General features: G+C 60.2%; 21 protein-coding genes and 4 pseudogenes. 10 read left to right on the forward strand and 15 right to left on the reverse strand.

Annotation, left to right across the window (positions count from 1 at the left end):
* Positions 1–149, forward strand: a pseudogene (locus IVA98_RS16130) (IS3 family transposase); the annotation flags it as partial.
* A gap of 590 nt (positions 150–739) precedes the next feature.
* On the opposite strand, the gene IVA98_RS16135 reads toward IVA98_RS16130, so the two are convergent.
* Complete coding sequence (locus IVA98_RS16135) at positions 740–1,645, reverse strand: dienelactone hydrolase family protein (protein WP_247355191.1); 906 nt, start codon at positions 1,643–1,645, stop codon at positions 740–742.
* A 60-nt stretch (positions 1,646–1,705) separates the two neighbouring features.
* Complete coding sequence (locus IVA98_RS16140; protein WP_247300628.1) at positions 1,706–2,650, reverse strand: dienelactone hydrolase family protein; 945 nt, start codon at positions 2,648–2,650, stop codon at positions 1,706–1,708.
* Between the two features lie 142 nt (positions 2,651–2,792).
* On the opposite strand from IVA98_RS16140, the gene relB reads away from it, so the two are divergent.
* Positions 2,793–2,996, forward strand: coding sequence for a type II toxin-antitoxin system RelB family anti-toxin (gene relB, locus IVA98_RS16145; RefSeq protein WP_247300630.1), 204 nt, complete (start codon positions 2,793–2,795; stop codon positions 2,994–2,996).
* Positions 2,997–3,004: 8 nt separating this feature from the next.
* Here relB and IVA98_RS37650 read toward each other — a convergent pair whose 3' ends face one another.
* The 3 genes and pseudogenes from IVA98_RS37650 to IVA98_RS16155 form a co-directional block, all read right to left on the reverse strand.
* Positions 3,005–3,223: a DUF3768 domain-containing protein gene (locus tag IVA98_RS37650; protein ID WP_524536381.1), complete on the reverse strand. Its 219-nt coding sequence runs from the start codon at positions 3,221–3,223 to the stop codon at positions 3,005–3,007.
* Between the two features lie 3 nt (positions 3,224–3,226).
* Positions 3,227–3,556 (reverse strand): annotated as a pseudogene (locus IVA98_RS16150) (integrase core domain-containing protein); the annotation flags it as partial.
* An 855-nt stretch (positions 3,557–4,411) separates the two neighbouring features.
* Positions 4,412–4,912 carry a hypothetical protein gene (locus tag IVA98_RS16155; protein ID WP_247355192.1) on the reverse strand — a complete coding sequence of 167 codons (501 nt, stop codon included), beginning with the start codon at positions 4,910–4,912 and terminating at the stop codon, positions 4,412–4,414.
* 817 nt (positions 4,913–5,729) lie between these two features.
* Between IVA98_RS16155 and IVA98_RS16160 the strand changes: the two are divergent.
* A pseudogene (locus tag IVA98_RS16160) lies at positions 5,730–5,917 on the forward strand (D-amino-acid oxidase); the annotation flags it as partial.
* A 342-nt stretch (positions 5,918–6,259) separates the two neighbouring features.
* Here IVA98_RS16160 and IVA98_RS16165 read toward each other — a convergent pair.
* Positions 6,260–6,550, reverse strand: coding sequence for an FAD-binding oxidoreductase (locus IVA98_RS16165; protein ID WP_247300635.1), 291 nt, complete (start codon positions 6,548–6,550; stop codon positions 6,260–6,262).
* Between the two features lie 43 nt (positions 6,551–6,593).
* On the reverse strand, positions 6,594–7,550 hold the full coding sequence (locus IVA98_RS16170) for a LysR family transcriptional regulator (RefSeq protein ID WP_247300636.1): 957 nt from the start codon (positions 7,548–7,550) through the stop codon (positions 6,594–6,596).
* Between the two features lie 209 nt (positions 7,551–7,759).
* Between IVA98_RS16170 and IVA98_RS16175 the strand changes: the two genes are divergently transcribed.
* The 6 genes from IVA98_RS16175 to IVA98_RS16200 all read left to right on the forward strand — a co-directional run bounded on the left by IVA98_RS16175 (position 7,760) and on the right by IVA98_RS16200 (position 13,650).
* Entirely contained in the window at positions 7,760–8,842 is a 1,083-nt protein-coding gene (locus IVA98_RS16175) for an ABC transporter ATP-binding protein (protein ID WP_247355193.1), read from the forward strand.
* A 36-nt stretch (positions 8,843–8,878) separates the two neighbouring features.
* A complete protein-coding gene (locus IVA98_RS16180; RefSeq protein WP_247355194.1) occupies positions 8,879–9,595 on the forward strand; it encodes an HAD family hydrolase in 717 nt (238 codons plus the stop codon).
* A gap of 14 nt (positions 9,596–9,609) precedes the next feature.
* Positions 9,610–10,917, forward strand: coding sequence for an NAD(P)/FAD-dependent oxidoreductase (locus IVA98_RS16185; RefSeq protein WP_247300642.1), 1,308 nt, complete (start codon positions 9,610–9,612; stop codon positions 10,915–10,917).
* A 22-nt stretch (positions 10,918–10,939) separates the two neighbouring features.
* Positions 10,940–11,986, forward strand: a complete 1,047-nt coding sequence (locus IVA98_RS16190) for an ABC transporter substrate-binding protein (RefSeq protein ID WP_247300644.1) — start codon at positions 10,940–10,942, stop codon at positions 11,984–11,986.
* A gap of 69 nt (positions 11,987–12,055) precedes the next feature.
* Positions 12,056–12,868: an ABC transporter permease gene (locus IVA98_RS16195; protein ID WP_247355228.1), complete on the forward strand. Its 813-nt coding sequence runs from the start codon at positions 12,056–12,058 to the stop codon at positions 12,866–12,868.
* Entirely contained in the window at positions 12,865–13,650 is a 786-nt protein-coding gene (locus IVA98_RS16200) for an ABC transporter permease (protein ID WP_247300646.1), read from the forward strand. Before IVA98_RS16195 ends, IVA98_RS16200 begins: the two co-directional genes overlap by 4 nt.
* A 171-nt stretch (positions 13,651–13,821) precedes the next feature.
* On the opposite strand, the gene IVA98_RS16205 is transcribed toward IVA98_RS16200, so the two are convergent.
* From IVA98_RS16205 to IVA98_RS16235, 7 genes and pseudogenes are all read right to left on the reverse strand, one after another.
* Positions 13,822–14,436, reverse strand: a complete 615-nt coding sequence (locus IVA98_RS16205) for a hypothetical protein (RefSeq protein ID WP_247355195.1) — start codon at positions 14,434–14,436, stop codon at positions 13,822–13,824.
* A gap of 54 nt (positions 14,437–14,490) precedes the next feature.
* Positions 14,491–15,549: an alpha/beta fold hydrolase gene (locus IVA98_RS16210; RefSeq protein ID WP_247300650.1), complete on the reverse strand. Its 1,059-nt coding sequence runs from the start codon at positions 15,547–15,549 to the stop codon at positions 14,491–14,493.
* A 377-nt stretch (positions 15,550–15,926) separates the two neighbouring features.
* Entirely contained in the window at positions 15,927–16,883 is a 957-nt protein-coding gene (locus IVA98_RS16215; protein WP_524536383.1) for an alpha/beta fold hydrolase, read from the reverse strand.
* A 274-nt stretch (positions 16,884–17,157) separates the two neighbouring features.
* Positions 17,158–18,765, reverse strand: coding sequence for a DHA2 family efflux MFS transporter permease subunit (locus tag IVA98_RS16220; RefSeq protein ID WP_247355196.1), 1,608 nt, complete (start codon positions 18,763–18,765; stop codon positions 17,158–17,160).
* The gene (locus IVA98_RS16225; protein ID WP_247355197.1) at positions 18,762–19,868 is read right to left on the reverse strand and encodes an HlyD family secretion protein; all 1,107 of its coding nucleotides are present in this window, start codon (positions 19,866–19,868) and stop codon (positions 18,762–18,764) included. Before IVA98_RS16225 ends, IVA98_RS16220 begins: the two co-directional genes overlap by 4 nt.
* Positions 19,869–20,361: 493 nt before the next feature.
* Entirely contained in the window at positions 20,362–20,772 is a 411-nt protein-coding gene (locus IVA98_RS16230) for a cupin domain-containing protein (protein ID WP_247337021.1), read from the reverse strand.
* Between the two features lie 39 nt (positions 20,773–20,811).
* A pseudogene (locus tag IVA98_RS16235) lies at positions 20,812–22,130 on the reverse strand (alpha/beta fold hydrolase).
* Between the two features lie 335 nt (positions 22,131–22,465).
* On the opposite strand from IVA98_RS16235, the gene IVA98_RS16240 reads away from it, so the two are divergent.
* Positions 22,466–25,447: an ATP-binding protein gene (locus IVA98_RS16240; protein ID WP_346657721.1), complete on the forward strand. Its 2,982-nt coding sequence runs from the start codon at positions 22,466–22,468 to the stop codon at positions 25,445–25,447.
* Here the strand turns inward: IVA98_RS16240 and IVA98_RS16245 are convergent.
* A complete protein-coding gene (locus tag IVA98_RS16245; protein WP_247355198.1) occupies positions 25,366–26,085 on the reverse strand; it encodes a hypothetical protein in 720 nt (239 codons plus the stop codon). The two genes, IVA98_RS16240 and IVA98_RS16245, sit on opposite strands and share 82 nt — an antisense overlap.
* Positions 26,086–26,096: the final 11 nt, after the last annotated feature.

Consider the following 26,096-nt stretch of genomic DNA (forward strand, 5'->3'; position numbering starts at 1 on the left):
TGAAATACCTCACCCCGGCGGCCTACGCTGCCACATTCACCGCAACGGGCGATCGGCTGCGCAACCCCGACCAGCTCCGCCGATCGCCCGTTGCTCCACTTGCGCCACTCGGCGTACAAACCCCCGAGACTCTAACCGCTGCCGGATGAAAGTTCAGTGGCAGGTCATCTCGCCTTGATCTTGCTCGCGAGATCCGCACATCCGGCGATCCCGTTATGCGCTCGGATGAACCGCACTAGGTCGTTCGGATCAATGTCTTGCGCGACTGCATATTCCAAAGCTCGCGTCCATCGGCTCCGCATTCGCAGATCGGGTTGAATGCAACTAGCTTCGATGATCACCCGCAAAGGATGCCAACCCACTCGGACTGGTGTCATCAGGGTGCTCGGGGCGACTTCCAACAGATGGGATAATAGATCCTCGTCGTCGAAATAGCTGTATGCACGCAAAACGGCTCGCAGGTATCTGTAATCCGCGAACCGTTGTTTTCTTTTCGCAGCTCTTTCAGCAGCCCTCCGCACCTTTTGGATTCGGGCGACAATCTTACGGCTCGACCTCCCCAACGACGCTGCTGACTTTTTCATAAGCACCTCCAAAGTTGAGATGCTGTAAATTAGAATCGCCTGCGACGTTTCAGGCGATGGTCGAGGCGAAACGTGGCCGCGACGCGAAGACTTTAGAACGCTGATTTTCTGTAGATTGTTTGAAACTGCTGAATGAGAGAGGCGGCCGCATCATCCTATTGATGAGATGCGCGCTTAGTATCGCCGGATTGGATGACCCTCAGAATTTCATCCATAGATTCTTTATCGGCTTTTGGATTGTGCTCCATGCGCCAACCGTTGAAGACGTAGGGAGGCGCCCTATCCTCGAAGCCGTGGTGAACCCCTTTGAACAGAACTGTTTTGATCAGGCTGTCCTTCCCATCGATAGCGGTGCATAGCTTGAAGTCGTTGGCCATATCCTTGTCGCCGATGAAAATGGTAACCGGGATTGCAAAGTCGAACTTTTCCATCTCGTTACAGGCGGGGGAGATAGCAAATGTCCGAGCGAACTTATATTCTTGATGACCGGCAACAGCGGACTTTGTTGCGATCATGATTGCTGTGGTTCCGCCATTGCTGCGGCCTATGACAAATACCTTATCCGGGAGAGCTCGTTTAGTATCAATAAGCCAAGCCAATGCGGAGTATGCATCCTCTACTCGACGCCATCCCCAGTGGTAATTGGGCGGACCGCAGGTTTTGTTAACCTGACGAGGGCCAAAGCTGTCGAGGACGAGCACGCCCATGCCATTGTCTAGAAGCATCCTTCCTTTTTCTTTGGCCCAGTCGAGAACCGGCTTGGTTAAGCCAGAGCAACCGTGCATCAGAATGACGATAGGCACTGGTCCCGTCACTCTCTTGGGGTGACTATACTCGCCCCTAAGATTGCCAGTCTTTTGTACTTTCCTCCCCTCTTCGGGAGCGCCATTCATAAAACGAATGGTTCGGCCTGTTCGGCCTACGGTAAGCGGCTTGCTGGAATCAAAGACCTCATCGGTCGTGTACGTAAAATTCTGCTTCCAAGGGATTGTCACTTCTTCAGCGTCGGCCATTGAGACGCTCAGAGCGACGATTATTACCGTGATAACATTGCGGATCATCCAAACTGCCCCCTTGGCCGAACTCAGTAATAGAGCCCACCAAAAATCGAAATTTGTGTACTACGGCGTAGCTCTGTCAAACGCTCGTTTGAAGTATTCCCTTGTTCGCTTGAATGAATCCTCGGCGGCTTTCGGATCTCCGCCTATTTTGTGTTTCCTCACGCCGCCTCCCACACTCCAGCCGCTTACTTCTGTCGCGCCCTGTGGGCGATCAAAGGCATGGCGCGCTCCAGGATAAAATACCATCTCAAACGGAGCGACTTTCGATATAGCGGCCTGCAATTCGCGGCACAGCGGTGCGGGCGTCCAGTCGTCATCTTCTCCGATGAGAACGAGGAGAGGGACGTCAATGTTGGCGTCAAGTTTGGGATTGCAATACGGGTAGTAGGCCACTGCACCGCGGACTCCAAACAGCTTTAATTGGTACTTCACTTGAACGGCCTTCATGATTGTCCAAGCTCCGTGCGAAAAGCCGAGCAAGCCGATCCTGTCCTTAGCAATGTAAGGGAGTTTCCGGAGATATTCCGCGGTGCCATAGATGTCCGAAACGCGCATCTCGGGGGTAACAGAGGTAGTCTCTTTGCAAATGTTTCCGAAGCCCCGCGGCGAGAAGCTGTCAATGACAACGGCAACATAGCCCCAGGAGACCAGCCTCTCAGCCCACCGCTTGTGATGAGCGTCAACGGCGCCACAACCATGAAGGACCATGATCGCAGGAAAGGTGCCGGTGCCGGGGGGGCGGTATACCTCTGCATGCACAGTTGTCCGCTCGACATTGGAGCCTGGCAACACAACGTTAGGGTACCGGACGTTCTCACTGCCTTGCGCGTTGGAAGCTATTCCGAAAGCGGCGAAGAAGCTGGCGCTGTATAGAACCAGAAGTCCGGGTGCGCTTAAGATCACCGGCAGTTTGCAGCGTCTTAACCAATCTCCTCGGCCTTTGCCTTGGGCTTGTGTTACTTCGCCGCGCTCAACATGTTCTTCAACTTCTGCCGTCCTACCCATTTGAACCCCGCAGCCAATCATGCGTTTGAAATAATATCTGTTTTTTAGATAATCCGGAACCCGGATTATTTGTTTGCCCCCTTACCTGGTGGGCGAATCGATGTCTCGGACACTCCAATCGACGCGGCACGAGGCGCTTCGATTGTTTCTGATTGAGAAGAGGAAGAAGGCCGGTCTTACGCAGACCGAAGTCGCTGCGAAGTTGAAGCGGTACCAGTCTTTTGTCGCTTCCGTCGAGACCGGCCAGCGGAAGCTCGATGTCGTGCAGCTTATCGCGTTTGCAGAAGCGATTGGTTTCGACACCCGAGAAGCCATCAAGCGAAGGGTGGCAACTAAGGACGACTGACTGGGCCGCTAGTACTCTTCCGCCAGCATGATTGTGAGAATTCGTTTGTAACGGTAGGATCCGATGGGTCGGGCGACCCTTGAGTCATATCGTTCGACGAAATAGTCTACTTTGAAAAGGATCGTGTGGCCGTCGACTTTCACCGAGCCGAAATCATGCTCTCCGTAGGGATCGGAATCTTTGCAAAAATCGTCGTGTACGGTGATGGCCTCTGACCTTGCCCCCAAGTTTTATCCAGTCCTGAGTTCGCCCCGGCTGTTGGATTTATGCGAATGGGCGGTGGTAGCGACGGGAGCTGGTGCGGAGCCATCGGCATAGCGCAGCGCCAGATCCCGTCGCGGGTTGCAGGTGAAGGCAAACTCCGATGGTGTTTTCCATCCGAGTTGCGAGTGAGGTCGCGTATCGTTGTAGTCGGCCCGCCAATGTCGGAGTTCGACCCGTGCCTGGGCCAGCGACGTGAACAGCGTCTCGTTCAACAATTCGTCTCGGAGACGGCCATTGAAGCTTTCGATGAAGGCATTCTGCGTCGGCTTGCCGGGCGCGATGTAATGCCAGGCGATGGGGCGCACAAACTCGGATTGCCCAGGATAGTCTCGCCATCTAAGCGTTAAAGCGTCAGCACTTTTTTTGACAATGATCGCCTCCCACCAGCCGTCTTCCAGACCGTCTTGAGCAAGGACCACATGGCCAGGTACAAGCTCCTTCCAAGACTTTGGGAGAGACGAAGAAATCGAGCCAGTGTCTCCGCCGACTAGTGCATTGATCTGGTCATAAAGTTTCTGATCCACGTTCGGCACAAGACCGTTGCCGGTCGCATGGATCTTACCGACCGGCAGTTTGCTCACAATTTCCAAGTGCTTTTTCGAGATCGGCACCGCGAGCCGCATTCCCATTGTGGCTGCGGCTTTTGCCAGCACGCTTCATTCTCTCCCGAGAAGCGTGCCGCGTGTGGCTTTCGGTCTTTATCTAAACCGAACATGCGACAGTCCTGGTTGGAAGCCGCGGCGTTTTCGATGTTGCGGGCTTCGTCGTTTTCGATTTGGTCGGCTTCTTTGACATCTTCTTTCTCCCTTGAATCAAAAGAGGCCCCGGATGGGCCTCATGATGGTTTCCAATGCTTAACCGGAGCGACCTCTCGGTCGAGCTGGGTAGTTAGGGTTTTGGGTTCACTGCGGCGGGTTCGAAAGCAGGCGCATTCGTGTTGTGGAAACTGATCAAGCTTTCCGCGACCGCTAGTGCTTTGCGAATTAGAGGGTCGGTTAGCTCGACCCAATCCTTTGACGGCTTTTCAACAATGAGTCGAAACATCGTCGTCGTTCCACTAGTCACAAACGATGCTCCAGGTGGCACCTCAGAACTGGCGGTAGGCTTGTGGGGCGCGCCGTTCCAGAACGAGAGGTCCACCAACCCATTCTTCACTTCCAATCCACGGTGATGCGTGGCGGAAGATTTCCTTTGAAGATCACCCACCACGACTGCTCACCTTTATCGGTTGGTGCCTTCATCCCTAGCGCCGGGAATTCAGCTCTAGCGATCTCATAGATCCGCTGCCACATGGCCGTAACGTTAGGTGCGGGAATGACCATGTATGAGCTTTTGGACTGCTGCACAGCTCGAAGCAGGAGCGCAGCTCGGTGTTTTCCTCGCTCCGTGTCCTGGGCGTTGATAGCCCGAGCGAGGTCCTCGTATGTGACACACGCATCAAAATGCTCGGCGGCTGTATTGCCGTTCATGTACTTCGCTGGAGCAATCAAGACGCAATATGCTGCATGGTCGTTAGTTGCCATCTCGCGCGCGCGAGCCTTATATCGTTCCGGCAGCGTCGGCTGGAACGCCGCATCGATCTTGTTTTCAATTAGGAGAACGCCAATCCTATCTTCGACTCGAAAGCGCGCAAACAAATCTGTTTCGCTCATCCACGACAGACAATGAACACTCGCTGATCCGCAGCGGAGCGTTTACGCCCAAAGCCGAGGAAAAAACGTTGCAGACTGCTTCGTTGAATATCAACTCCTCCTGCAGCAACACATCGATATCTCTTTCGTAGAGACGAGGCAGAATTATTTCTGTCGGCATGAATACCCTCCTCAAAATCTGAACAGCCAAGCATCAATCCGCGGCGTTCGCGCTAGTTGAGCTCGTGCGTGGGGGACGTCAGGACAAAACGTCAGTCCCGTAGAGGCTTGCGGTCGCAGCGTCGAAACAATGCACAGTTCCCATTTCGACATCTACGGCCATCGTCGATATCGATGCCGTGGTGCAGAAGGTCGCCGATCGTCGGATCACCAATTCGAAGGATTTACGCAAACTGCGCCAAGTCTTGGCCGATCCCGTCGCCGACGCAATGTTGCTTTGCGGTGCCGAAAGGCGTGTCCGCAGAGAAAATGCCCGTCGTCATCGATCTGCTCAAGCCTGAGATATCGTAGGTTTGGATCGTGGGGGAAAATGGCGGTAGTGCTCCCCCGCTACCAATCGTACGATTTTCTACGCCAAACTACGATTTCGTACGACTTGTACCCCTTATCGGTAGCGCTGACGACCAGCGCGACCATTGTGCTCTCCGTCGTGAAGCAACGCCGTGATGATGGGCGATGCCAGGCGATCGACCGGCACATCTCGCATGTCCACTCCATGCCGCCCTAGCACGCAAATACTGATGGCGGCCGCTCGGAATTCAGCATCATGATCGTCAATCCTGAGTTCGACTGTCACTGGGCCTGCAAATTTGGAAGGTCGCAGGTGGACGGGGTGGAAGGCCTCGTCCTCGCGGCGGGCTGCTCGGGTCACGGCTTCGGTTTGGGCCCGGGGCTCGGCTATCTGGCCGCGCAGCTTGTCGTCACGACACGCCTTGCGTCGATCCCACACCATTCCGGCTGTCGCGTCTGGTCGACGGCTCGAAGCTGGACATCGCCGCCATCTGAAGATCGAGCCGGAAGTCAGGCCTGACGCGCACCCTGACGAACAAAGGATTCGGAGTTGTGCTCGAAGATCGCCATCTCGTTGCAGGACTTAATGTCCATCGCGGACAGCTAACTTCAAGGCCCGTGGCCGAGAGCCTCGGTCTGCCATCCTCACCGATCGAACAGGTCGCGGCCTGATCGCGATTTAGCAGTCCCAAAGCGGCGTTTCCTGCCCAACTTGAGTCACTCTTTCGGAGTGGCTCTTTCTTTATGGACAAGATGATTTGGCTGATCGAGGTGCCTCGGCCGAAGACCCACCGTTTGGACCTGGACGAAAGCATCGCCAGCTCGCCGGCCGATGGTTCAACAGGCAGACTTCTCTCCCAATGGGCGAACGATCGTGCCGGCGTTCATGATGTCCGCCGGATCAAAGGCGGTCTTGATCCGGCGCATCGCCGCGATGCGTCCGAGATCGCCGTACCGCTCCAGAAGGTGCTTCTTGAATCGACCGACGCCGTGCTCCGCGCTGAACGTGCCGCCGAGCGCCGCGGCCGTGTCGTAGAGTTGCAGCGACAGGATGCCTTCCTTCCACCCGCTTGGTGAACTCCAGCCGCTCGAGGCCGGTAGGAACGAGCACGTTGTGCAGATTTCCATCGCCGAGATAACCGTAGATGGACAGCTCAATGAGCTATCAATTCTAGCGTGTAACGCTCAAGCCGTAGCAAGCGGACATCAATCCAAGTTGCGGATATTGCCGGTCGATCGTGGCCACTTCTTTTCGCATCTGTGCGACGATCCAATCTCGGATTTCGGCGGCGATGGGCCGCATGGGCCGGTGGCGGGGCGGCAGAAACTCGCAGAGACGGCGTGTGGTGACCAGTGTGCCGGAGGCCGGCACCAGTGCGCCGGTCAGAAGCCAATACGAGGTCACCGTCAGCCAGCCGAGAGCGATGCCCTGACCTAGCAGGGCGGCCTGCACCACTACGGCATAATCCGTGAAACTCAGTCCCTTGGCTACGCCGCGGCGCCCGGTCAGAAGCGATGGGTAATCCGCGGCCCAATCGCCCGGTGTCTCGGCGAGACGAATGATGGTGTTGCCCTCGGTAGGATCGGTCTCGCCGAGATAGCCGGGACTGCACATCGGCAGCATCACTTCTTTCATGACCAGCGTACCGCCGGAGGACGGCTCGTCGCGATCGCGGAAGCGCATGCCGAGATCGACATTCTCGACCGGCCCGCGCAGCGCGCCGGAGATCAGCTGAAAGCGCAGATCGACTTGCGGAAACTGTTTCTGCAGCTTGTCGATGCGTGGCATCAGCCAGTGTGTGGTGAAGGCGGAGGAGACCGACAGCGTCACCGTCTCGGTGCCCTTGCGGCGCCGCTCGATCTCGACGAGCCCGCTCTCGATGCTGCGGAAGCCTTCGAGCACGCGGCGATACAAGAGCTCGCCTTCCTCGGTGAGCACCGCGCGCCCCGCTGTGCGATCGAACAGGCGGACGCCGAGATGCTCCTCGAACTGGCCGAGCATGCGGCTCACCGCCGGCTGCGTGACGTTCAGCTCGGCGGCCGCAGCCGTGAAGCTGCCATTGCGCGCCGCCGCGTCGAAGACGAACAAGGCGTTACTGGAAGGCAGCATGCGGCGCAGCTCGGGCATAACGTCATGTTATGGGCACGGTGAGAATTTGGCAATTGCCGAGTTTTCGCAAGTCTGGTGTCATCGACAGGACAGCCCAAATACAGGGGCTCTGAACGGCGATTTGCTGCAGCGCACGCTTCGGCGGTGGCTGCACAAATTCCCTGTATATAATGCAGGCTTATGGCGCGCAGCGAGGCACGCCAGCTAGGGACACGCGAGGTCGATCATTGGACAAGCGAGCCGAAAGCGTCGAGATCAGGTCCGCCAGCAAGGCCTATGGCGCCGTTCGCGCCCTCGACGACGTTTCGCTCACTGTCGGCGCCGGTGAATTCGTCTCGCTGCTCGGCCCATCCGGCTCCGGCAAGACCACGCTGCTCGGCATTCTGGGCGGCTTCATCCTGCCGACCTCAGGCACCATTCTCTTCGGTGGCCGCGACGTCACCTATATGCCGCCGCACAAGCGCGATATCGGCGTCGTCTTCCAGAACTACGCGCTGTTTCCGCATATGAGCGTCGGCGAGAACGTCGCCTTTCCGCTGCGTGCGCGGCGCCTGCCGAAGTCCTCCTGGCCGGACAAGGTGCGCGCGACGCTCAGCATGGTCGGCCTTGCCGGATATGAAGAGCGCGGCATTGCGCAGCTTTCCGGCGGCCAGCGGCAGCGTGTGGCGCTGGCACGCGCCATGATCTTCGAGCCGCGCCTGATCCTGATGGATGAGCCGCTCTCCGCGCTCGACAAGCAGCTGCGCGAATCCATGCAGATCGAGTTGCGCGCGCTGCACCGGCGAATCGGCGCCACCATCATCTACGTCACCCATGACCAGCGCGAGGCGCTGACCATGAGCGACCGCGTCGCGGTGATGAAGGATGGCAGGCTGGTCCAGATCGACAAGCCTGAGCGCCTGCACGATCATCCCGCCGATTCCTTCGTCGCCAGCTTCATCGGCGAAGCGACGATGCTGCCGGTCCGCCGCGTCGATGCTTCCAGCGTCGCGCTCGGCAATGCCTTGCTGCGCAGTGCGCGCGCCATCCGCGATGGCGATGCCTTGATGCTGGCCGTGCACAGCGAGAAGCTGCTGATCGACGACGGTGCGCAGGATGAGGCCTGTAACCGGCTGACCGGGACTGTCACCGACATCGTCTACCAGGGCGAGAGCCTGCGCATTTTCCTCGCGCTCGCCGATGGCATCGCGCTCAGCCTGCGCCAGCCGAGCTACCACCAGGCCTATCACCGCATCCCACCGCCCGGCGGCAGCCTCACCGTCACGCTCCACCCCGAGGACACCATCATCGTGCCCAGGGTGGGGGACTGAACTCAAGCCTCATCCAACCCGAGAGAAGAAACTGATATGTCGACCCAAGCCGCGTTCAGCAATTTCAAGGTTCTCACCTTCGACGTCGTCGGCACCTTGATCGACTTCGAAACCGGCGTGCTCGAAGCCGTGCGCAAGATCGGAGGCAAGAAGGCGGCCGAGCTGAGCGACGAGCAGATATTCGAGCCCTACAAGCGTGGCCGCGACAAGCATTACGAGCGCTCGAGCGACGTGATGTTCCACGTCTATCGCCATCTCGCCACCGAACTCGGGCTGCCAGCGGACGATGCGTCCTGCGACATGTTCCAGCTCTCGGTGCTGCGCTGGGGACCGTTCCCGGATTCGGTCGAAGCGCTCAGGCGCCTGCGCACTAAATTCCGCCTGGTCGCCATGACCAACGCAGACCGCGTCGCGCTGTCCTGCTACGCGCACGCGCTGGGCAATCCCTTCGACGACACCGTCTGTGCCGACGACACGGGCGTTGCAAAACCGAACCCGGAATTCTTCGCCTACAACAGGGGCCGCCAGTCGGCGTTCGGCTACAAGCAATCCGACATCCTGCACGTCGCGCAGAGCCAGTATCACGACATCGGGATCGCGCGGAAGCTCGGCTACAAGGTGTGCTGGATCGAGCGCCGCCAGGGCATTGCCGGCTTCGGCGGCACGCCGGCGGTGGAGAGGCTGACCAAGCCGGACTTCCATTATCCCACCTTGAAGGCGCTTGCCGACGCCGCGATCGGGCCGGCGGCGTAACGGAGAGCTGCGGCATGACACGGGACTCCAGCACGCTGCCATCGGTCAATTCGCTGTGGGAAGCCACGGCGGGGCCGGCGCGCGCGTTTCCCGTGCTGTCGGGCGAGAGCCAAGCGGATGTGGTGGTCATCGGCGCCGGCTACACCGGCCTCTCCGCCGCGCACCACATCGCCAAAAGCGGGCTCAGCCCCGTCGTGCTCGAGGCGAACCGCCCCGGCTGGGGCGCGAGCGGGCGCAATGGCGGGGTGATCACGGCGAAATTCCGCCTGTCCTTCCGCGAGATCGATGCCGTGCACGGCCGCGACATGGCACGGCGCATGTACGAGATCGCGCATGAATCGACCGACATGGTCGAGGAGCTGGTCTCCGAGTTTGGCATCACCAGCGCGAACCTTGTGCGCACCGGCCAGGTCAAGGCCGCCCATAACGAGACGACGCTCCGGGCCGCGATCGACGAGGCCAACTGGATGACGCGCGAGATGGGCTCGGCCGCGGTTCGCATTCTCGACAAGAACGCCGTGCGCGAGGAGACCGGCTCGGACATCTTTGTCGGCGGCGTGCTCAATCCCGGCTCGGGCGGGGTCCATCCGCTGAACTATTTGCGCGGCCTCGCAAATGGCGTGGCGAGCCGCGGCGTTCCGATTTTTCAGGAGTCGCCCGTCGTCAAGCTCCGGCGCGAGAAGGACGGCATCGTCGCCGAAACGCCGCAAGGCGCGGTGCGGGCGAAGCAGGCGATCATCGCCACCAACAGCTATTCGGATCTGACCGATGCCACCGTGCAGATACAGCGCACGCTGATCCCCTTCCGCAGCGCCATCATCGCGACCGAGCAGCTGCCGCGCAATCTCGCGGGAAAACTGATGCCGACGGGGCGCACCTATACCGAGACCAAGCGCATGATGCGCTGGTTCCGCATGGTCGACAACCGCGTCATCTTCGGCGGCCGCGGCGCCTTCGGCAAGCAGGATTCGCAAGCCGCATTCGACGCCTTGCGCAAGGCGATGGTCGGCATCTTCCCTGATCTCGCCGATGTCCCGCTCGCACACAAATGGTCGGGGCTCGTCGCGATGACGCTGGATTCGGTGCCGCATATCGGCCGGCTCGACGACTGCACGCTGTTCTCGATCGGCTACAACGGTGCCGGCGTTGCGATGTCGAGCCTGATGGGCCGCTATCTCGCCGCCTTCGTGCGTGGTGAGACGCCCAACGTCGGCCTGCTCGATGCGCGGCGCATGAAGGCTATACCGTTCTATCCGCTGCGTGAGCCCGCCGTGCGCATGGTCGCGGGCTGGTACCAGTTTCTCGATGCGATCGGTCAGTAAGATCTATTTGGAGGAGGCGAGGATGACCATGAAGCGGACTATTGGGTTGGGCTGCGTGCTGCTGGGCGCAATCGGACTGACCAGTGCGGCCGATGCCGCCGAGCAGATCACCTTCGTCTCGCAGGGCGGGGCCTATCAGCAGGCGCAGACGGTGGCGATCCTCGATCCCTCCGCCAAGAAGCTCGGCATCACCATCAACCAGGACTCCATTCCGGATGCCTGGCCCGCGATCAAAACGCAGGTCGGCAGCGGCAAGCCGATCTGGGATGTCGTCGACACCCCGACCGGCAACTGCCTGCGCGGCGGCGAGCAGGGGCTGATCGAGAAGCTCGACTTTTCGAAGATTCCCAAGGGCGCGGCGATGCCGGAGGCCTATCGCAGTCCCTATTCGGTGTCTTACGAGTTCTATTCCAGCGTGCTGTCCTACAGCCAGAAGACCTTCCCGAAGGACGCGCCGAACAGCTGGGCCGATTTCTGGGACGTCAAGAAATTCCCCGGCCGCCGCGCGCTGCGCAACCACCCGTTCGCGACGCTCGAGGCCGCGCTGATGGCCGACGGCGTCGCGCCCGACAAGCTCTATCCGCTCGACGTCGACCGCGCCTTCAAGAAGCTGGAGGAGATCAAGCCGCATATCACGGTGTGGTGGACCTCGGGCGCGCAGTCGGCGCAGCTGCTTAATGACGGCGAGGTCGACATGGAGATGGCCTGGAACGGCCGCGTCAGCGCCGTCGCCAAGGAGGGCGCCAAGGTCGCCTTTACCTACAACCAGGGCATCCTGCAGAGCACTTCGCTCTGCATCCTCAAGGGCGCGCCGAATCTCGAGACCGCGATGAAATTCCTCAACGAGGCCGTAGATCCCGTGCACCAGGCCAATCTGCCGCTGCACATCGATTATGGCCCGGGCAACCCCAAGGCCTTCGAGACGGGCGTGGTCAAGCCCGAGCGCGCGGCGCAATTGCCGAGCGAGCCGGCCAATGCGGCGAAGCAAGCGCTGATGTCCTACGCCTGGTGGTCCTCGCCGGCCGGAGAGGCCGCCGAGAAGCGCTGGGCATCGTTCATGCAGAAGTAAAGCGAGGCAGCGTTGGCGGCATCCGTGCTAGATCCCTCCCAGAAGCATCAGCGCCGAGAGCACGGCCTGATGCTGGCATTGGTGTCGCCGGCGCTGCTGGTGATCCTGGCGCTGATCGTGCTGCCGGTCGGCTGGCTCGCCTGGCAGTCGATCTACCATGACGGCTTCACGCTGGAAAACTATCGCCGCATCTTCACCGAAGACGTCTACTGGCGCAGCTTTGCGCTGACCTTCGAGATCAGCCTCGCAGTCACGGTGATCGCGTTGCTGCTCGGCTATCCAGTGGCCTACCTCGCCAACTCGGTGCCGAAAGGGTGGAGCATCCTGATCCTGTCGCTGGTCGTGCTGCCGTTCTGGACCAGCGTGCTGGTGCGCGCCTATGCCTGGCTGGCGCTTTTGCAGCGCACCGGCGTGATCAACCAGTTCCTGCGCTATCTCGACGTCATCAGCGAGCCGCTCGCGCTGGTCCACAACACGTTCGGCACGGTGGTTGCCACCGTGCACATCCTGCTGCCATTCATGGTCCTGCCGCTCTATGCCACCATGCAGAAGATTCCGAACGATCTCATGCAGGCCGGCGCCAGCCTGGGCGCGAGCCCGTCGCTGACCTTCATGCGGGTCTTCCTGCCGTTGTCGCTGCCCGGCGTGCTCGCGGGCTGCACCATGGTGTTCGTGCTCTGCCTCGGCTTCTACATCACGCCGGAGCTGCTCGGTGGCGGGCGCACCGTGATGGTGTCGATCCTGGTGAGCCGCAATGTCGAGCTCTACAACCAGTTCGGCGCCGCGAGCGCGGTCGCCGTGGTGCTGCTCCTATGCGTGCTCGCGATCTTCTTCGTCGTCAGCCGCTTCATCTCGCTCGATCGCGTGCTGGGGCAGAAATGATGCGCGCCTCGCCCGCCCGGATCGTCCTCTACGTGGTCAGCGCGCTGGTGCTGGTCTATCTGATGCTGCCGGTGCTGATCATTGCGCCGATCTCGTTCTCCAGCGCGCGCTTTCTGACCTTCCCGCCGCCGTCCTTCTCACTGCGCTGGTACCAGCAATATTTCTCAAATCCGGCCTGGATGCAGGCGACGCGGGTGACGCTGACGGTCGCGCTGCTGACCGTCGTGATGGCGACCCCGCTCGGCGTGGCCGCCGCCTATGCCATCAGCCAGTCGAAGCTGCGGACCATGCGGCTGATCCACATGACGCTGCTGCTGCCGCTGGTGGTGCCGATCATCATCACCGCGGTCGGCATCTTCTTCGTCTATGCCAGGATCGGCCTGGTCGCGACCATGCCCGGTCTTGTGCTGGCCAACGTGATGCTGGGCCTGCCCTATGTCGTGATCTCGGTGCTGGCGGGTCTGCAGAGCTTCGATCCCGCGCAGGAGATGGTGGCGCGCAGCCTCGGCATGAATCGCCTGCGCAGCTTCTTCGCGGTGACGCTGCCGCAGATCAAGTCCAGCGTGGTCGCCGGCGGCATCTTCGCCTTCATCTCGGCGATGGATGAGACCATCGTCGCGCTGTTCATCTCCGGCGGGCAATACCAGCCGCTGACCAAGCGCATGTTCACGTCGCTTCGAGACGAGATTGATCCCACAATTGCGGCGATATCGACGCTGATGACGGCGGCTTCCTTCTTCCTCGTGCTGCTCGGAACTGGTCGACCGAGAAAGAAAACGTAGGGCGCACCCCACCTGAGGTCCGGTAGATTGAATCGTATAGGAGGGTGGGCCCTAGTTCAGCTGCGCGTTGACAATGCGGATTTGTGCGACGAATGCCCATCTTCGGCCGGATAAGTCCAGTGGTGCGACCAGTAAGTCATTGATTGTGCCCAACCCGTCGCTATCTCTTAATCAGCGGGTCTCAGATTCGAGCCCTGGTGCGCCCACCATATAGATCAAGAGGTTAGCAAGAAAACCGTTTGAGCGAGCCGAACTAAAACGGTTTTCCAAACGGTGTTTTCCTGGACGGGTTGCCAAGCCAGTCTCGCAATCGTGATAACGGCCAGGCGACTGCAACCTATTTGACTGCCATTGAGAGAATGGGCAAATCGCTGTCGATAACCCGACCGACCATGCTTTCGGGGCGAATCCTCCTGCGTCGCGATCATCCATTTGCATCTTGCGCGATGCGGACTTGTCCCGCCGAGCCACGCCTAAACGATTGCGAGACGTGAAGGCTGCCTCAGCTGATCGGTTCGGCGTGGATGAAGAGGCGTTCAATTGGTCGCGCCGCTCCACCACTTCGGGAGTTGCCGTGAGTGGCTCGCAGCTCAGGGTGACGCTGCCTGACCTAGCCAACTCCACTTCAATTAACGCTGTGCTATTTTCTTCTCGATTCCACGATCCCCAAAACCAAGGGTCAGTGTGTACCAGCGCAGTCATCTTGATCGCCACCTCGACGTTGCGCCGTATCCCCTTTGCTTGCGCACTTTCGTGCGCTTTGTCGGGCCGGCCGAGCGCGCGCATCGCCTGGGCGGCGCTGAGCGCGCGGCCTTCGGGTAACGTTCGGGCCCATCTTCGTCATGGCCGAGAGACATCGATGATAGCATCGGCAAAAGCCTTCGGAGCCTCCTGAGGCAGGTTATGCCCGATGCCGCCCTCGATGTCTCGGTGCTCATACTTGCCCACGAATTTCTTGGCGTACGTCTTCGGGTCCGGGTGTGGCACACCATTGGAGTCGCTTTCCAACGTGATGGTGGGGACCGTTATGACCGGGAATTCGGCAAGTCGCTTTTCCAGGTTCGCGTATTTGGACTCGCCTTCGGCCAGGCCAAGCCGCCAGCGGTAGTTATGGACGACGATGTCGACGTGATCGGGGTTCTCGAATGCTGCCGCAGTGCGAGCGAACGTCGCGTCGTCGAAGCTCCATTTGGGGGAAGCGAGCTGCCAGATCAACCTATTAAAATCCTTCCGGTTCTTCTCGTATCCGATCCGTCCACGTTCGGTGGCGAAGTAGAATTGGTACCACCATTCAAGTTCAGCCTTCGGCGGCAGAGGCATCCTGCCGCTCTCCTGGCTACCGATTAGGTAGCCGCTAACGGCGACGAGCGCCTTGACGCGTTCCGGCCAAAGAGCGGCGACGATGTCGGCCGATCGCGCACCCCAGTCGAAACCGCCGAGGACTGCTTTCCCGATCTTTAGCGCATCCATGAAGGCGATGAGGTCGACGGCGAGCGCCGACGGTTGACCGTTGCGGAAAGTGTCGTTCGAAAGAAAGCGCGTCGACCCGTAACCGCGCAGATAGGGGACCAGCACGCGATAGCCGGCCGACGCCAGCATTGGGGCGACGTCAATGAAGCTATGAATGTCGTACGGCCATCCGTGTAGGAGGATAACCGGTGGGCCATCGGGTGGACCGGCCTCCGCGTAAGCAACTTCCAGGACACCAGCATTGATGTGCTTCAGTGCCGTAAGTGAAAAATTCCTGCCCGGTTCGACAGGCGGCAGCGTCGTTTCGGCTCGCTGCGCCTTCGATGAAACCGGCATGCCGAACGTAGTAGCTAGGGCGGCCACGGCTGCCCTGCTTAGGAAGGTTCGGCGGCCTGGGTTGATGCTTTCTATGGTTGTGGGAGTATCCATGGTCGCTCCTGGCAGATTCCTGATGCCCTCCAGTCCGCTGAGGGCGCAATACGTTCTTTATGCGGTGAGGCGGTTAGCCGTACCCCTGCCGATCAGGCGAACGTGAAGGCGAAGACCTCCGCGCCGGCGCCAAGGGATTCAACCTCGAAATCGTGGTCGACGACAGCGCCAGATTGGCCGATGAGCGTGTACCGGCTGACCTTTGGCTTCGCTGAGTAGACCGCGATCGGGTGCTGCGCCAGGCGCGGCCAGGAGCGCGGCCGGCAAGACTTCGGACGTGTTCATGGTAATTCCTTCCTGAACAAGATCGTGATTGCCTCGCGAAGCGACCACGCGACTGCTCATCATTTCGTCCGTCGATATATCATGAGCTCTCACTATCGGAATGAGGCCCGAACATCATCGATGGTTTGTTTCGGGTTCTGGAGATGAGGGTAGTGCCCGATCCCGGGGAGAACTGTAAGTTCAGCGTGAATCTTTTCGGCCAACTCGACACCCATTTCTTTACTGATGTAGAGGTCTTTCTCGCCCCAGACCACCTTCACCGGTGCCTTGAGCCGGGCCAGTTGCGACTCGAAGTGATCCTGATCGCGAGTAAAGTGCGAGTAGTAGTGCGAGAACGCGTCGGCCGTTGTCATCGCGCCTTGGGTCCATCCCCGCGACATGTCGTCCTTGAATTCCCGCGAAACGTCGAAGCGCGTTTCCTTGGGCAAACCTCTCGTGAAGGTATTTTCGAGAATTTCGTCGCGATTCTTGTTAAAGATGGCTCGGGTTTGGTCCATGGACGCGGGCGACTTCAGCTTTTGCAAGCTCTCGTACATGTAGGCTGGCCTGTTGAACGGAGCAAAGTCGCCGACGATGATTGATCTTGCGATACCGGGTTTTTCCAGCGCGAGCAGAAGGGCTGGCAGCGCTCCGATATCCGTTGCGTAGATCGCGAGCTTCGAACTATCGATGCCAGCTTTCGCTATATAGGCGTCCAGAACGCGTGCGTAATCCCTGGGGGAGTAAGAGAACTTCTCCACGGAGGGCCGTGCCGAAAAGCCATAGCCTGGCCAATCGAAAGCGTGGACTTCATACTCATCTGCGAGAGCGAGGGAGATATCCTTCCAAGCATATAGGGTCTCTGGAAACCCGTGCAGGAAGAGAACGATCCCATTCGGATCTGCGTTCTGCGCCACCATTCTTCTCAGCGTGACATCGTTGTCGACTTCGAGAAAGCCGACGTGGAGTTTCTCTTCGCGCCCATGGTGCCCCCGTGGATCTGCCGGCGCGCTGGAAGCAACCGCTGCTCTGTGGGCGAGGGCGCCAAGCTGGGCTGCAGCCGCTGTCATGGTCGCGGCTCCGATGAGGCGGCGGCGATGTAAGTCGAATTGTTTCGGACCGTTTGTCATGATCACTCTCCTATTGCGTATGCAAGCTGCCTAGCAACACCGCTATCTTGACGGCTTGGCGATGTTCGTTTGGCCCTCTGCCTATTGTGGTTCGCCGCCACCAAAAGTTACGTCGATCAGACGACCATTGCTCGTTATGCGTTGTGAAGTGTTGTTAGTGTCCGTTCCCGCGTGGGCGGACGAGGCCAACCGGTTCTGGTTCGCCAGTGAGGCCTCAATGCGCGCTTGGGGACGGGCCCTTCGGCGGCGCGACCTTACGCATCAGCGGCACCATGACGAAAGCCAATGCGAAGCACGCCGCGATGACGAGGTACGCGTCGGCGAAGGCCTGGACCTGCGCTTCCCGAAACGCCAGAAGCCAAAGGTTCTTCAATGCGGCGGCTTGCGCCTGGACTGGGTCGCCCCAGGCTTGGTTATAGGCAGCGATTGCAGAGTTTAACAATTCCGTGACGTTCGAATTGACGGCACTCAGGTGGTCGGCAATTCGTTGAAAGTGCAGGTTGGCCCGGTCATTGAGGACCGTGCCGCAGGCGGCGATGCCGATCGCGCCGCCAAGATTACGCATCAGGTTAAACAGTCCGCTTGCAGATTTCAGTCGCTCCGGCGGCAAGCTTCCCAAGGTGAGCGTCACGACCGGCGCGACGCAGAACTGTTGGGCGAAGCCACGAAACGCCTGCGGTATGAGCAGTTCACGCCAGCCCCAATCGTGGGTTACGGATGCGAGCAGCCACATCGCCACAGCAAAGCAGGCCAGCCCAAACATCATCAGCCAGCGAAGGTCGATCCGGTTGGCCACTGTGCTGTAAAAGACAACTGCGAAGATCTGGAACACACCGGCGGATAGCAATGCCGTTCCGATCTGCCAGGCATCGAAGCCGCGGATGCGACCGAGAAACAGCGGAGTAAGATAGACCGTGCTGAAGATTCCGAGACCGGTGACGAACGAGAACCAGCTGCCGAGCGCGAAATTGCGGATCTTCAAGGCTCGGAGATCAACCACCGGCTGAGAGTGGGTCAGGCTGCGGACGACGAATCCTGCGCCGGCCAGCAGTGAAATCCAGGCGCAATATCGAATGGTTTCGTCACTGAACCAGTCCCAGCGCGGTCCTTCTTCGAGAACGTATTCGAAGCATCCCAGGAATAGTGCCATGAGCACGATACCGAGATAGTCCGCACCCCTGAGCAGCGTCAGATCCGGCCGATCGATCTTGACTAGGACCGGTACCAGCACCGTCACGAGCAGGCCCGGCGCGACATTGATGTAAAAGAGCCCGTGCCAAGACCAGTTATCGGTGATCCATCCTCCGACGACGGGGCCGAATGTCGGTGCGAGCGAGGCCAAAGCGCCGACCAGGGACGCGGCCACCACCCGCTGCTTACCCTGGAAAAAGGTCAACGCGGAGGTGAACACCATTGGGATCATCGAGCCACCGAGAAAGCCCTGCAGCGCCCGGAACACGATCATTGATTGGATGTCCCAGGCATACGCGCAGAGCAGGCTCGCCAGGGTGAAGCCCGCGGCAGAGGCAGTGAACAACCAGCGGGTTGACATTACGCGGCTGAGCCAGCCGGACAGGGGAATCACGATGATCTCGGCGATTAGATAGGATGTTTGCACCCAGCCCACCTCATCTTGGCTGGCCGAGAGCCCACCACCGATTTCCTTGATCGACGCGGCGACAATTTGAATGTCAAGATAGGCGATGAAAAAGCCGACGCACATGATTCCGAGCGCCAGCACTTTGTGGCCGGTCGGAAGATCGAAGGGGGACGCCATTGGTGAGATGGGGGCCGCCTGCGCAAATGTCGCGACGGTGTTCATTGCAGCACCTCGGAATCACGCCGCGGGCGCCCGTCGACACGCGCAACGACCGAAAGTCCGGGCCGCAGCTTCACCCCCTGATCGTGTTGGTCGATCGCGATGCGCACCGGCACGCGCTGGACGATCTTGGTGAAGTTGCCGGTTGCGTTTTCTGGTGGGATCACGCTGAACTGGGCACCAGTGGCTGGTGCCACACTCACGACCCGGCCTCTTAGATGAGTGCCTGACAGCAAGTCGAGTGCAATGGTAACAGGCTGGCCCTCACGAATTTGGGCCAGTTGGCTCTCTTTGAAATTGGCATCAACCCAAAGACCCTGGTTCGGCACGACTGATAGCAGCCTCGCTCCGGTGGTGGCATAAGAGCCCACCCGGGCGCCACGGTTGCCGATCACTCCGTCTATCGGTGATCGGATTTCCGTGTAGCCGACGTTTATCTGCGCAAGAGTGCGTTCGGCGAGAGCCTGGCCAAGCGCGGCGCGCGCCTGCCGCTTCTGAGCCTCGATGACGTCCAGGTTGCGCTCGGTCGCTTCGAGACCGGCATGCGCCTTCCAGTCGGCCGCTAAGGCCTTCTTATAGTCTGCATCCGCCTGCTGAAACCGCTGCAGGGAGGCGTTCTGTCCGTCAGACAATGTGCGATAGCGATCCGCGTCGAACTTGGCGCGCTCCACCTCGGCTGTCGTCGCAGAGATCTCCGCCTTGGCCTGTTCGATGGCCGCGTGCTGCAAGCGGACAGTCGCATCGAGGTTCGCAAGCGCCGCATTCTGCGCGTCGACGCTAGAATTTGCACGATCGAGCTGAGCGCGGTAGTCTCGGTCATCGAGCTTGATCAGAAGGTCTCCAGTCTTGACCTGCTGGTTGTCCGTGACCGCAACGGTTTGCACGAAGCCAGGGACCTTCGTGGCAAGCGTTGTCACTTCGGCGCCGACATACGCGTCATCTGTCGTTTCGATGAACCGGCCCTCCGTGAGCCAATACCAGCTGTAACAGACAGCGGCAGTGCCGATCAGCGCGGCACTTCCCACGAGGGCTGCGCGCTTGCTGACGCGCTTCAACCATCCGACTAGTTGCTTTTCGGCGAGTTTGGCGGGGATGGTACCGTGCATGGTCGTGATCCTTCAAGCAAGAGAACCGACTGGTTTTCGGCTGCTTAAGAACTAGCTTCTCCTCGCAGAGAACGCCCGTTACGAGTTGTGAGACGTTGTTAGGAGGCGGCGCTTAGCGAAATGTCGATGACCCGTCCGCCGCACCCCTCAATTTCAGGCCAGCTTCTATTAGGCGAGAACGCCCCAGCGGGGCTCCGCCAGCGAGCTCACATTCGCGCAACGTGCGCAAAAGTGCTTGTTGTGTGTTGCTAAGCGCTGTTGGTCCGAGTTTTGCGGGTGGTGAGACGTGCGTATCTCATTCGCGCGGGCACTGCCTGGACCTTCAGGGTTTTCCAAGCATCAGCTTGTACGTGCGCTCGCCCGCGCTCACGGCGACGACCATGCACCCCGCGGCAATTGATCTGCACTGCGGTGGATCTCTCACCACTACGTTGGGCTTAACGACCGCTCGCTTGCGGGGTAGCTCATTTCACATAATGATGCATTGGGCCGCTTACTTGGGGCTTGTCGGGCTCAGAACGAGCAGCGGTTTTCCCTTTTCGACGATGTAGGTGGCGAGCTCGGCGGCGGTGCCGCTGCCGACGTTTTTCACTGCATGAGGCGTTCCGGCCGGGATGAAGAGCGCTTCGCCGGCCCTCAGCGTTACCGGGGGTCTGCCATCGAGCGCGTATTCGAGCGAACCGTCGACCACGTAAACGACCTCTTCGCCCGGATGTGAGTGCTTCGGAAACGATATGCCCGGCCCAAACTCGACAAGCACCTGGTTCACCTCGCGCCCTGGTACGCTGAGATCGTGCCGCTGCAGGTCTGTGCGCTTGATACCCGGCTGCTGCGCTGAGGCTGTGTGCGTCAGCACGCTGGCGACGGTCAGTACCGCTGCTGTCAACGCTGTGATTTTTCTCACGTGAATCTCCTTTTTCGTCGTTTGAATTGCATCGAATGATTAAAGTGCAGGCCGGAGCGACCTGAACGCGGCGCGAAGCTCGGCCGCAAAAAGCGCAGGCTCCTCCCATGCCGCAAAGTGACCGCCTTTCTCGACCTCATTGAAGTAGATCAGATTCCGATAGGCGCGCCGGGCCCACGTCTCCGGAGCCCGATAGACCTCCACCGGAAAGACCGAGATCGCGACAGGGATCGAGATGTCCGCGGTCTTCTGCGCGGTCGAGAGAAGAACACTCTGGCCGCTTGTCTCCCAGTAGATGCGCGCCGATGCCGTTGCGGTATTCGTCAGCCAATACAGCGTGACGTTATCCAGCATGTCGTCTTTGCCGAGCAAGCGCTGCGGCTCGCCATTGTTATAATCGAACATCCAGGCAGCAAGGCCAGCGGGAGAATCCGCCAGGGCGTAGCCGATGGTCTGCGGCCGTGTGCCCATGATGGCAGCATATGCCCTGTACTTCTCGTTGAAGGTGCTGAGTGCGTTGAAGGCCGCGCGTTCTTTGTCGGAAAAATCGTGTGGGGCGGGTCCTCCGCCCGCGAGCGCGGCGGCCACCTCGGATGGAATGGTCGCCGGCAAGTTGATGTGGATGCCGAGCAGTCCAGGAGGCCCCTGACGCGCCATGGCGCTCGAAATGGGAGATCCCCAGTCGCCGCCTTGGGCGACGTAGTGAGTGTAACCGAGGCGCTTCATCAGCTCTGTCCAGGCTCGGCCGATCCGATCGGGATTCCAGCCAGTGGACGTGGGCTTTCCGGAAAGGCCAAAGCCTGGAATCGACGGCATGATGAGGTCGAAAGCGTCTTCCGGGCGTCCACCATAGGTCGTCGGATCGGTGAGCGGGCCGACAGTCTTGAGCAGCTCGAATACCGAACCGGGCCAGCCGTGAGTCATGATCAGGGGCAGGGCATTCGGAAGACCCGAGCGGATGTGGATGAAGTGAATGTTCACGCCATCGATCTTCGTCATGAATTGCGGAAGTGCGTTGAGCCTGGCCTCGGCCTTTCGCCAGTCGTAATCCGTGCCCCAATAGCGCATGAGCGCCTGCAATGCCGCGAGTTGTACGCCCTGCGATCCATCGTCTACCGTCTCCCCGTCGGGCCATCGCGTGGCGTTGATGCGCCGGCGGAGATCGAGAACAGCTTCTTCCGGAAAATGGACGCGGAAAGGTCGGATTTCAGGGCTCTGCTCTGAGTGACTGGTGGAAAGAGGGACAGGCTCGCGACGCCGGCAAGCGCTATCCCCTTTGCGGCGTTGCTCAGAATTGAGCGCCGCTGTTGATCGATGATCTGGGACTTTCGTGACGTAATCATCGGGCTCTCCTTCATCGAACGGTGCCTGCGTCTGCGGGAAAATCCTGCGCTTAGCCCTATGACTATGGATCAGGAGGCGGCCAATAGCTTGTTACGTCTTGTTAAGCGGCGTTGCATGGATCAGCGTGGGGCCGTGCCGCAGCCGCATTTCGCGTAGATTTGGGATATCCAGAGGCCCCTTCGTTGGCTAAGCTTGCTCTCAAGGGGGACGCGGCGTTTTTTTCGAGAGCAGTTTTGGCGATCGTATGGGTTCAGATGGCCGGGATTTTGTCGCAATCTGTTTCGAACGAGAGCGGCCGTCGTCGCGTGTTCCTGACATCCGCTGATCAAGGCGCTGCAGGTGGTCGCGCGTGACGGGACATGAAACACCAGATGCTTCGCGCATGAACCCCGCCGGGACGTCTCATGCGCCGGACGCTATCGCCTTTGGGCCGTTCACTCTCCACAACAGAACGCGATTGCTCGAAAAGGATGGCGTGCCGGTTAAGCTGGGCAGCCGAGCGCTTGATATCCTCCGGCTTTTGGTCGACCGAGCCGGCGACGTCGTCCCAAAGAGCGAACTGCTGGCTCACGCGTGGCCCGGCCTTGTTGTCGAGGAAATCAGCTTGCGCGTGCACATCGCCGAACTTCGCAAGGCGCTCGGTGACGGCAAGGCGGGCGCGCGCTTTATCACGAACGTGCCGAGCCGTGGCTATTGCTTTGTTGCTCCTGTGCAACGAAGCGTACCGGTACCGATACCAGCTTCCCTATTAGCGACCAGCACGCCTGACCAAGTGGCGCCGGTTTCACTGCCTCACCGTCTTGAGCGGATGGTGGGGCGCGAGGAGATTCTGCAGGAACTGTCGAGTTTGTTGCTGGATAAGCGCTTCGTCACTCTCAGGGGAGCCGGCGGTATCGGAAAAACCACAGTCGCAGTCGCGGTGGCACACGACATGTGGAGGGCGTTCGAGGGCCAGGTGCGTTTTCTCGATTTGGCCACTCTAAAAGATGCCGCGCTCGTCGCCAGCACAGTCGCATCGGCTCTGGGCCTCGTCGTGCACCATGCCGATCCAACCGACAGCATCATCAATTTTTTGCGCGATAAGCGCCTGCTTCTCGTCCTCGACAGTTGCGAGCACGTCATCGAGGCCGTCGCAGGGCTTGCAGAGAGCATTTACGAGCAGGCTCCCGGCGTGAGCCTTCTGGCGACTAGCCGTGAATCATTGCTGGTCCAGGGAGAGCAGATCTTTGAACTCGTTCCCCTCCAAGGTCCCCCACAAGGAGCCGGGCTGAGCGCAAGTGAGGTGTTGAGCTATCCTGCGGCGCGCCTGTTTGTGGAACGAGCGGCGGCGGCCGGGCATCGTGCGGACATTTTGGACGAGGATGCAGATGTTCTGGCCGAGATCTGTGGCAAGCTCGACGGCATCGCACTGGCGATCGAACTTGCCGCGGTTCGGGTTGGCGCGCACGGGCTGCGGGAGATCGCAAGCCTGCTCGACGGCCGGCTGAAGTTGGAGTGGCGCGGGCGGCGGACAGCACCTCCGCGGCAGCAGACGCTCGGAGCGGCGCTGGACTGGAGCTACGGTCTGATCAGCGAGAGCGAGCGGACCACACTTCGGCGTCTCGCCGTTTTCGCCGGACCGTTCACGCTGCAGGGTGCGGTGGCGGTCGCGGGCGAGGAGGGTGGACAGGCGGATCGCGTCGTCGCAATGGTTGAGCAGCTTCTCGCCAAGTCACTGGTTTCGGCCCGGCTTGAAGGCGCTTCCACCCGCTATCGCCTGCTGGACACCACCCGCGCCTATGCCATGCAGAAGCTCGCCGAGGCAGGTGAGGCAATGAGCATCGCCCGCCGACATGTCAAATATGTTCAGCACGCACTTGAGACGACCACGGCCGAATCGAGCGGTGGCGATCAGGTCGCCCGTTCGCAGGAGCGCGCAGGGCTGCTTGCCGATGCTCGCGCGGCCCTGAGCTGGGCTTACGCGAACGACGACGGCGGCGAACTGCGTGTGCCGCTGGCCGGCGCCTGCGCCAGATTGTTCGTCGAACTCAATCTGCTAAACGAGGGGCGGCTCTGGTCTAGCCGCGCGCTGACGATGCTCGACGACAAGACCCGCGGCAGCGCGTGGGAACTCGAACTTCAGGCGACTCTCGGACATGCCTTCATGTTTACCGAGTGCAATGGCGAGCAGGCCGAAGCCGCGCTCCGTCGCGGCCTGGATATCGCCGAAGCGCTGGGCGACAATTTCAGCAAGTTCAGGCTGCTGGCGCGGCTGAACATGTTCTATCGACGAACAGGTCAGTACCGCCATCTGCTTCCGATTGCCCTCGAGGCTGAGCGGGTCGCGCGAGCGATCGGCGACACCGCAGGGATCGCGGGGGCCAAGGCTCTGGTCGGCGTGTCTTACCATCTCATCGGCAACCAACCCGCCGCCCAGCTCCATCTGGACGAAGGCGTGTCGGGCGAGACGGCACTTCGCGAGGCGCAGCCCGGCCACTTCGCTTACTCAAGAACGCCGCAGATTCCGCTCGCACGCGTTTTGTGGCTGCGCGGCTTTCCAGACCGAGCGGTGGACTGCGTTGGCCCGCTGATTGCCGCGGCAGCGCCGCGGGACGCCGTGATGCATAGCATTGCGCTTTGCTGGTCCGCGTCTGTGTTCGGGTGGGTAGGTGACTGGGCCGCGGTCGAGTCGATGGCCAGTCGCCTGGCGGCTCATGCCCGTGCGCATGGACTGACGCCCTATCAAGCCGTCGCGGACGGCTTTCGTGCGCAGACGCTGATCGCCCGAGGGGAATTGAAGCCGGGAATCGAGCTGTTGCGGACCGTGCTACCACGCCTGCATGCGGATCGTTATGAACTCTATGCTTCCTCCTTTGTGGGGGAGTTATCCCAGGCATTGGCTGCCTCGGGCGAGCTGCCCGAAGGGCTGAAGATCCTCGGCCAGGCCATCGCACGCGTCGATACGGAAGGGGAAACCTTCGACACGCCCGAGCTTCTGCGCCTGCGCGGAGAGCTCGAAGTCGTCGGCGGGGACCTCAGGGCAGCGGAAGCAAGCCTGGCCGCCTCGGTTGCGCTGGCCGAACAGCAGGGGGCGCTGTCTTGGAAGTTGCGAACCGAGATGTCTCTTGCCCGGCTTCGACTCCAGCAAGGCGTCGCGAGACCGTTGGAGGGTCTTGCCGAGACTTATGCTCGCTTTTCAGAAGGCTTTGAGACCAACGACCTGAAAGCTGCTCGGCGCCTGCTGGAAGAGGCATCCTTTGACCCAACTGTTCAGCTGAAGCGAAAGTCGGAGAGGTCGATCGATACTAAGAGGGTATCGAGCACTGGCGCGAGATCTTCGTCACGCAGGTAGGCACGCCGCTTCGTTGGCATCTTGATCCCATCGACCCTGACCGGATCAGAAATGTACTGGGCGGCTGCAAACCCCCCCGCGATTTCCACTCGATAATCGTGCCGGCGGACTAACATGTCCGGCCCGAAATAGAAGTCCTGCTCGGTGCCGTGGCTCGCGATCTCCGGAGGGAAGATGGCCCTCAATCCTCGCCACGTCTCCATTCCCTCGCGCCACGGATCGATCTCGCGGACCTTGAACCCGTCCGTTGCAAGCAGGAAGGGCGTGGTCAAGTAGGTCCAGAGCGCGTATCCATTGAAGTAGGCTCGGTGCAGTGGGTCCCAATGTGTCCGCATATCGTGTCGTGCAAACGATGCGCGGGGATGTCGTCGTTCGGCGATAACTCGTCCATCTTCTGCCTCGATCGCGATGCGCTCAGGAGTGAAGTCGGTGCGCTGGCCCGCCTTCCCGAAAGGCTCGACCGAAGCCCATTCGCGATGAAGATCGATCCGCATCGTGCGCGGGCTTCGATCCTGATCGATGCCCTTCAATGCCCACAGCTCGCCGCCGGTTACAATGGATGCAGCGAGGCTGCGCCGAGCCCTCCAGCGATCCAGGCCACCATGGGCCTGGATTGCGTCGCTCAATAGTGGAATCATTTCCCCTCCCA

It is taken from the genome of Bradyrhizobium sp. 160 (genome assembly GCF_023073735.1).
Taxonomy (GTDB): domain Bacteria; phylum Pseudomonadota; class Alphaproteobacteria; order Rhizobiales; family Xanthobacteraceae; genus Bradyrhizobium.

Excerpts from the sequence above, each read along its gene's own strand:
- IVA98_RS16135 (WP_247355191.1), bottom strand. The coding sequence starts at position 1,645 with ATGATCCGCAATGTTATCACGGTAATAATCGTCGCTCTGAGCGTCTCA.
- IVA98_RS16140 (WP_247300628.1), bottom strand. The coding sequence starts at position 2,650 with ATGGGTAGGACGGCAGAAGTTGAAGAACATGTTGAGCGCGGCGAAGTA.
- IVA98_RS16155 (WP_247355192.1), bottom strand. The coding sequence starts at position 4,912 with ATGAGCGAAACAGATTTGTTTGCGCGCTTTCGAGTCGAAGATAGGATT.
- IVA98_RS16165 (WP_247300635.1), bottom strand. The coding sequence starts at position 6,550 with ATGGAAATCTGCACAACGTGCTCGTTCCTACCGGCCTCGAGCGGCTGG.
- IVA98_RS16170 (WP_247300636.1), bottom strand. The coding sequence starts at position 7,550 with ATGCCCGAGCTGCGCCGCATGCTGCCTTCCAGTAACGCCTTGTTCGTC.
- IVA98_RS16180 (WP_247355194.1), top strand. The coding sequence starts at position 8,879 with ATGTCGACCCAAGCCGCGTTCAGCAATTTCAAGGTTCTCACCTTCGAC.
- IVA98_RS16185 (WP_247300642.1), top strand. The coding sequence starts at position 9,610 with ATGACACGGGACTCCAGCACGCTGCCATCGGTCAATTCGCTGTGGGAA.
- IVA98_RS16190 (WP_247300644.1), top strand. The coding sequence starts at position 10,940 with ATGACCATGAAGCGGACTATTGGGTTGGGCTGCGTGCTGCTGGGCGCA.
- IVA98_RS16195 (WP_247355228.1), top strand. The coding sequence starts at position 12,056 with ATGCTGGCATTGGTGTCGCCGGCGCTGCTGGTGATCCTGGCGCTGATC.
- IVA98_RS16200 (WP_247300646.1), top strand. The coding sequence starts at position 12,865 with ATGATGCGCGCCTCGCCCGCCCGGATCGTCCTCTACGTGGTCAGCGCG.
- IVA98_RS16205 (WP_247355195.1), bottom strand. The coding sequence starts at position 14,436 with ATGCGCGCGCTCGGCCGGCCCGACAAAGCGCACGAAAGTGCGCAAGCA.
- IVA98_RS16210 (WP_247300650.1), bottom strand. The coding sequence starts at position 15,549 with ATGGATACTCCCACAACCATAGAAAGCATCAACCCAGGCCGCCGAACC.
- IVA98_RS16215 (WP_524536383.1), bottom strand. The coding sequence starts at position 16,883 with ATGACAGCGGCTGCAGCCCAGCTTGGCGCCCTCGCCCACAGAGCAGCG.
- IVA98_RS16220 (WP_247355196.1), bottom strand. The coding sequence starts at position 18,765 with ATGAACACCGTCGCGACATTTGCGCAGGCGGCCCCCATCTCACCAATG.
- IVA98_RS16225 (WP_247355197.1), bottom strand. The coding sequence starts at position 19,868 with ATGCACGGTACCATCCCCGCCAAACTCGCCGAAAAGCAACTAGTCGGA.
- IVA98_RS16245 (WP_247355198.1), bottom strand. The coding sequence starts at position 26,085 with ATGATTCCACTATTGAGCGACGCAATCCAGGCCCATGGTGGCCTGGAT.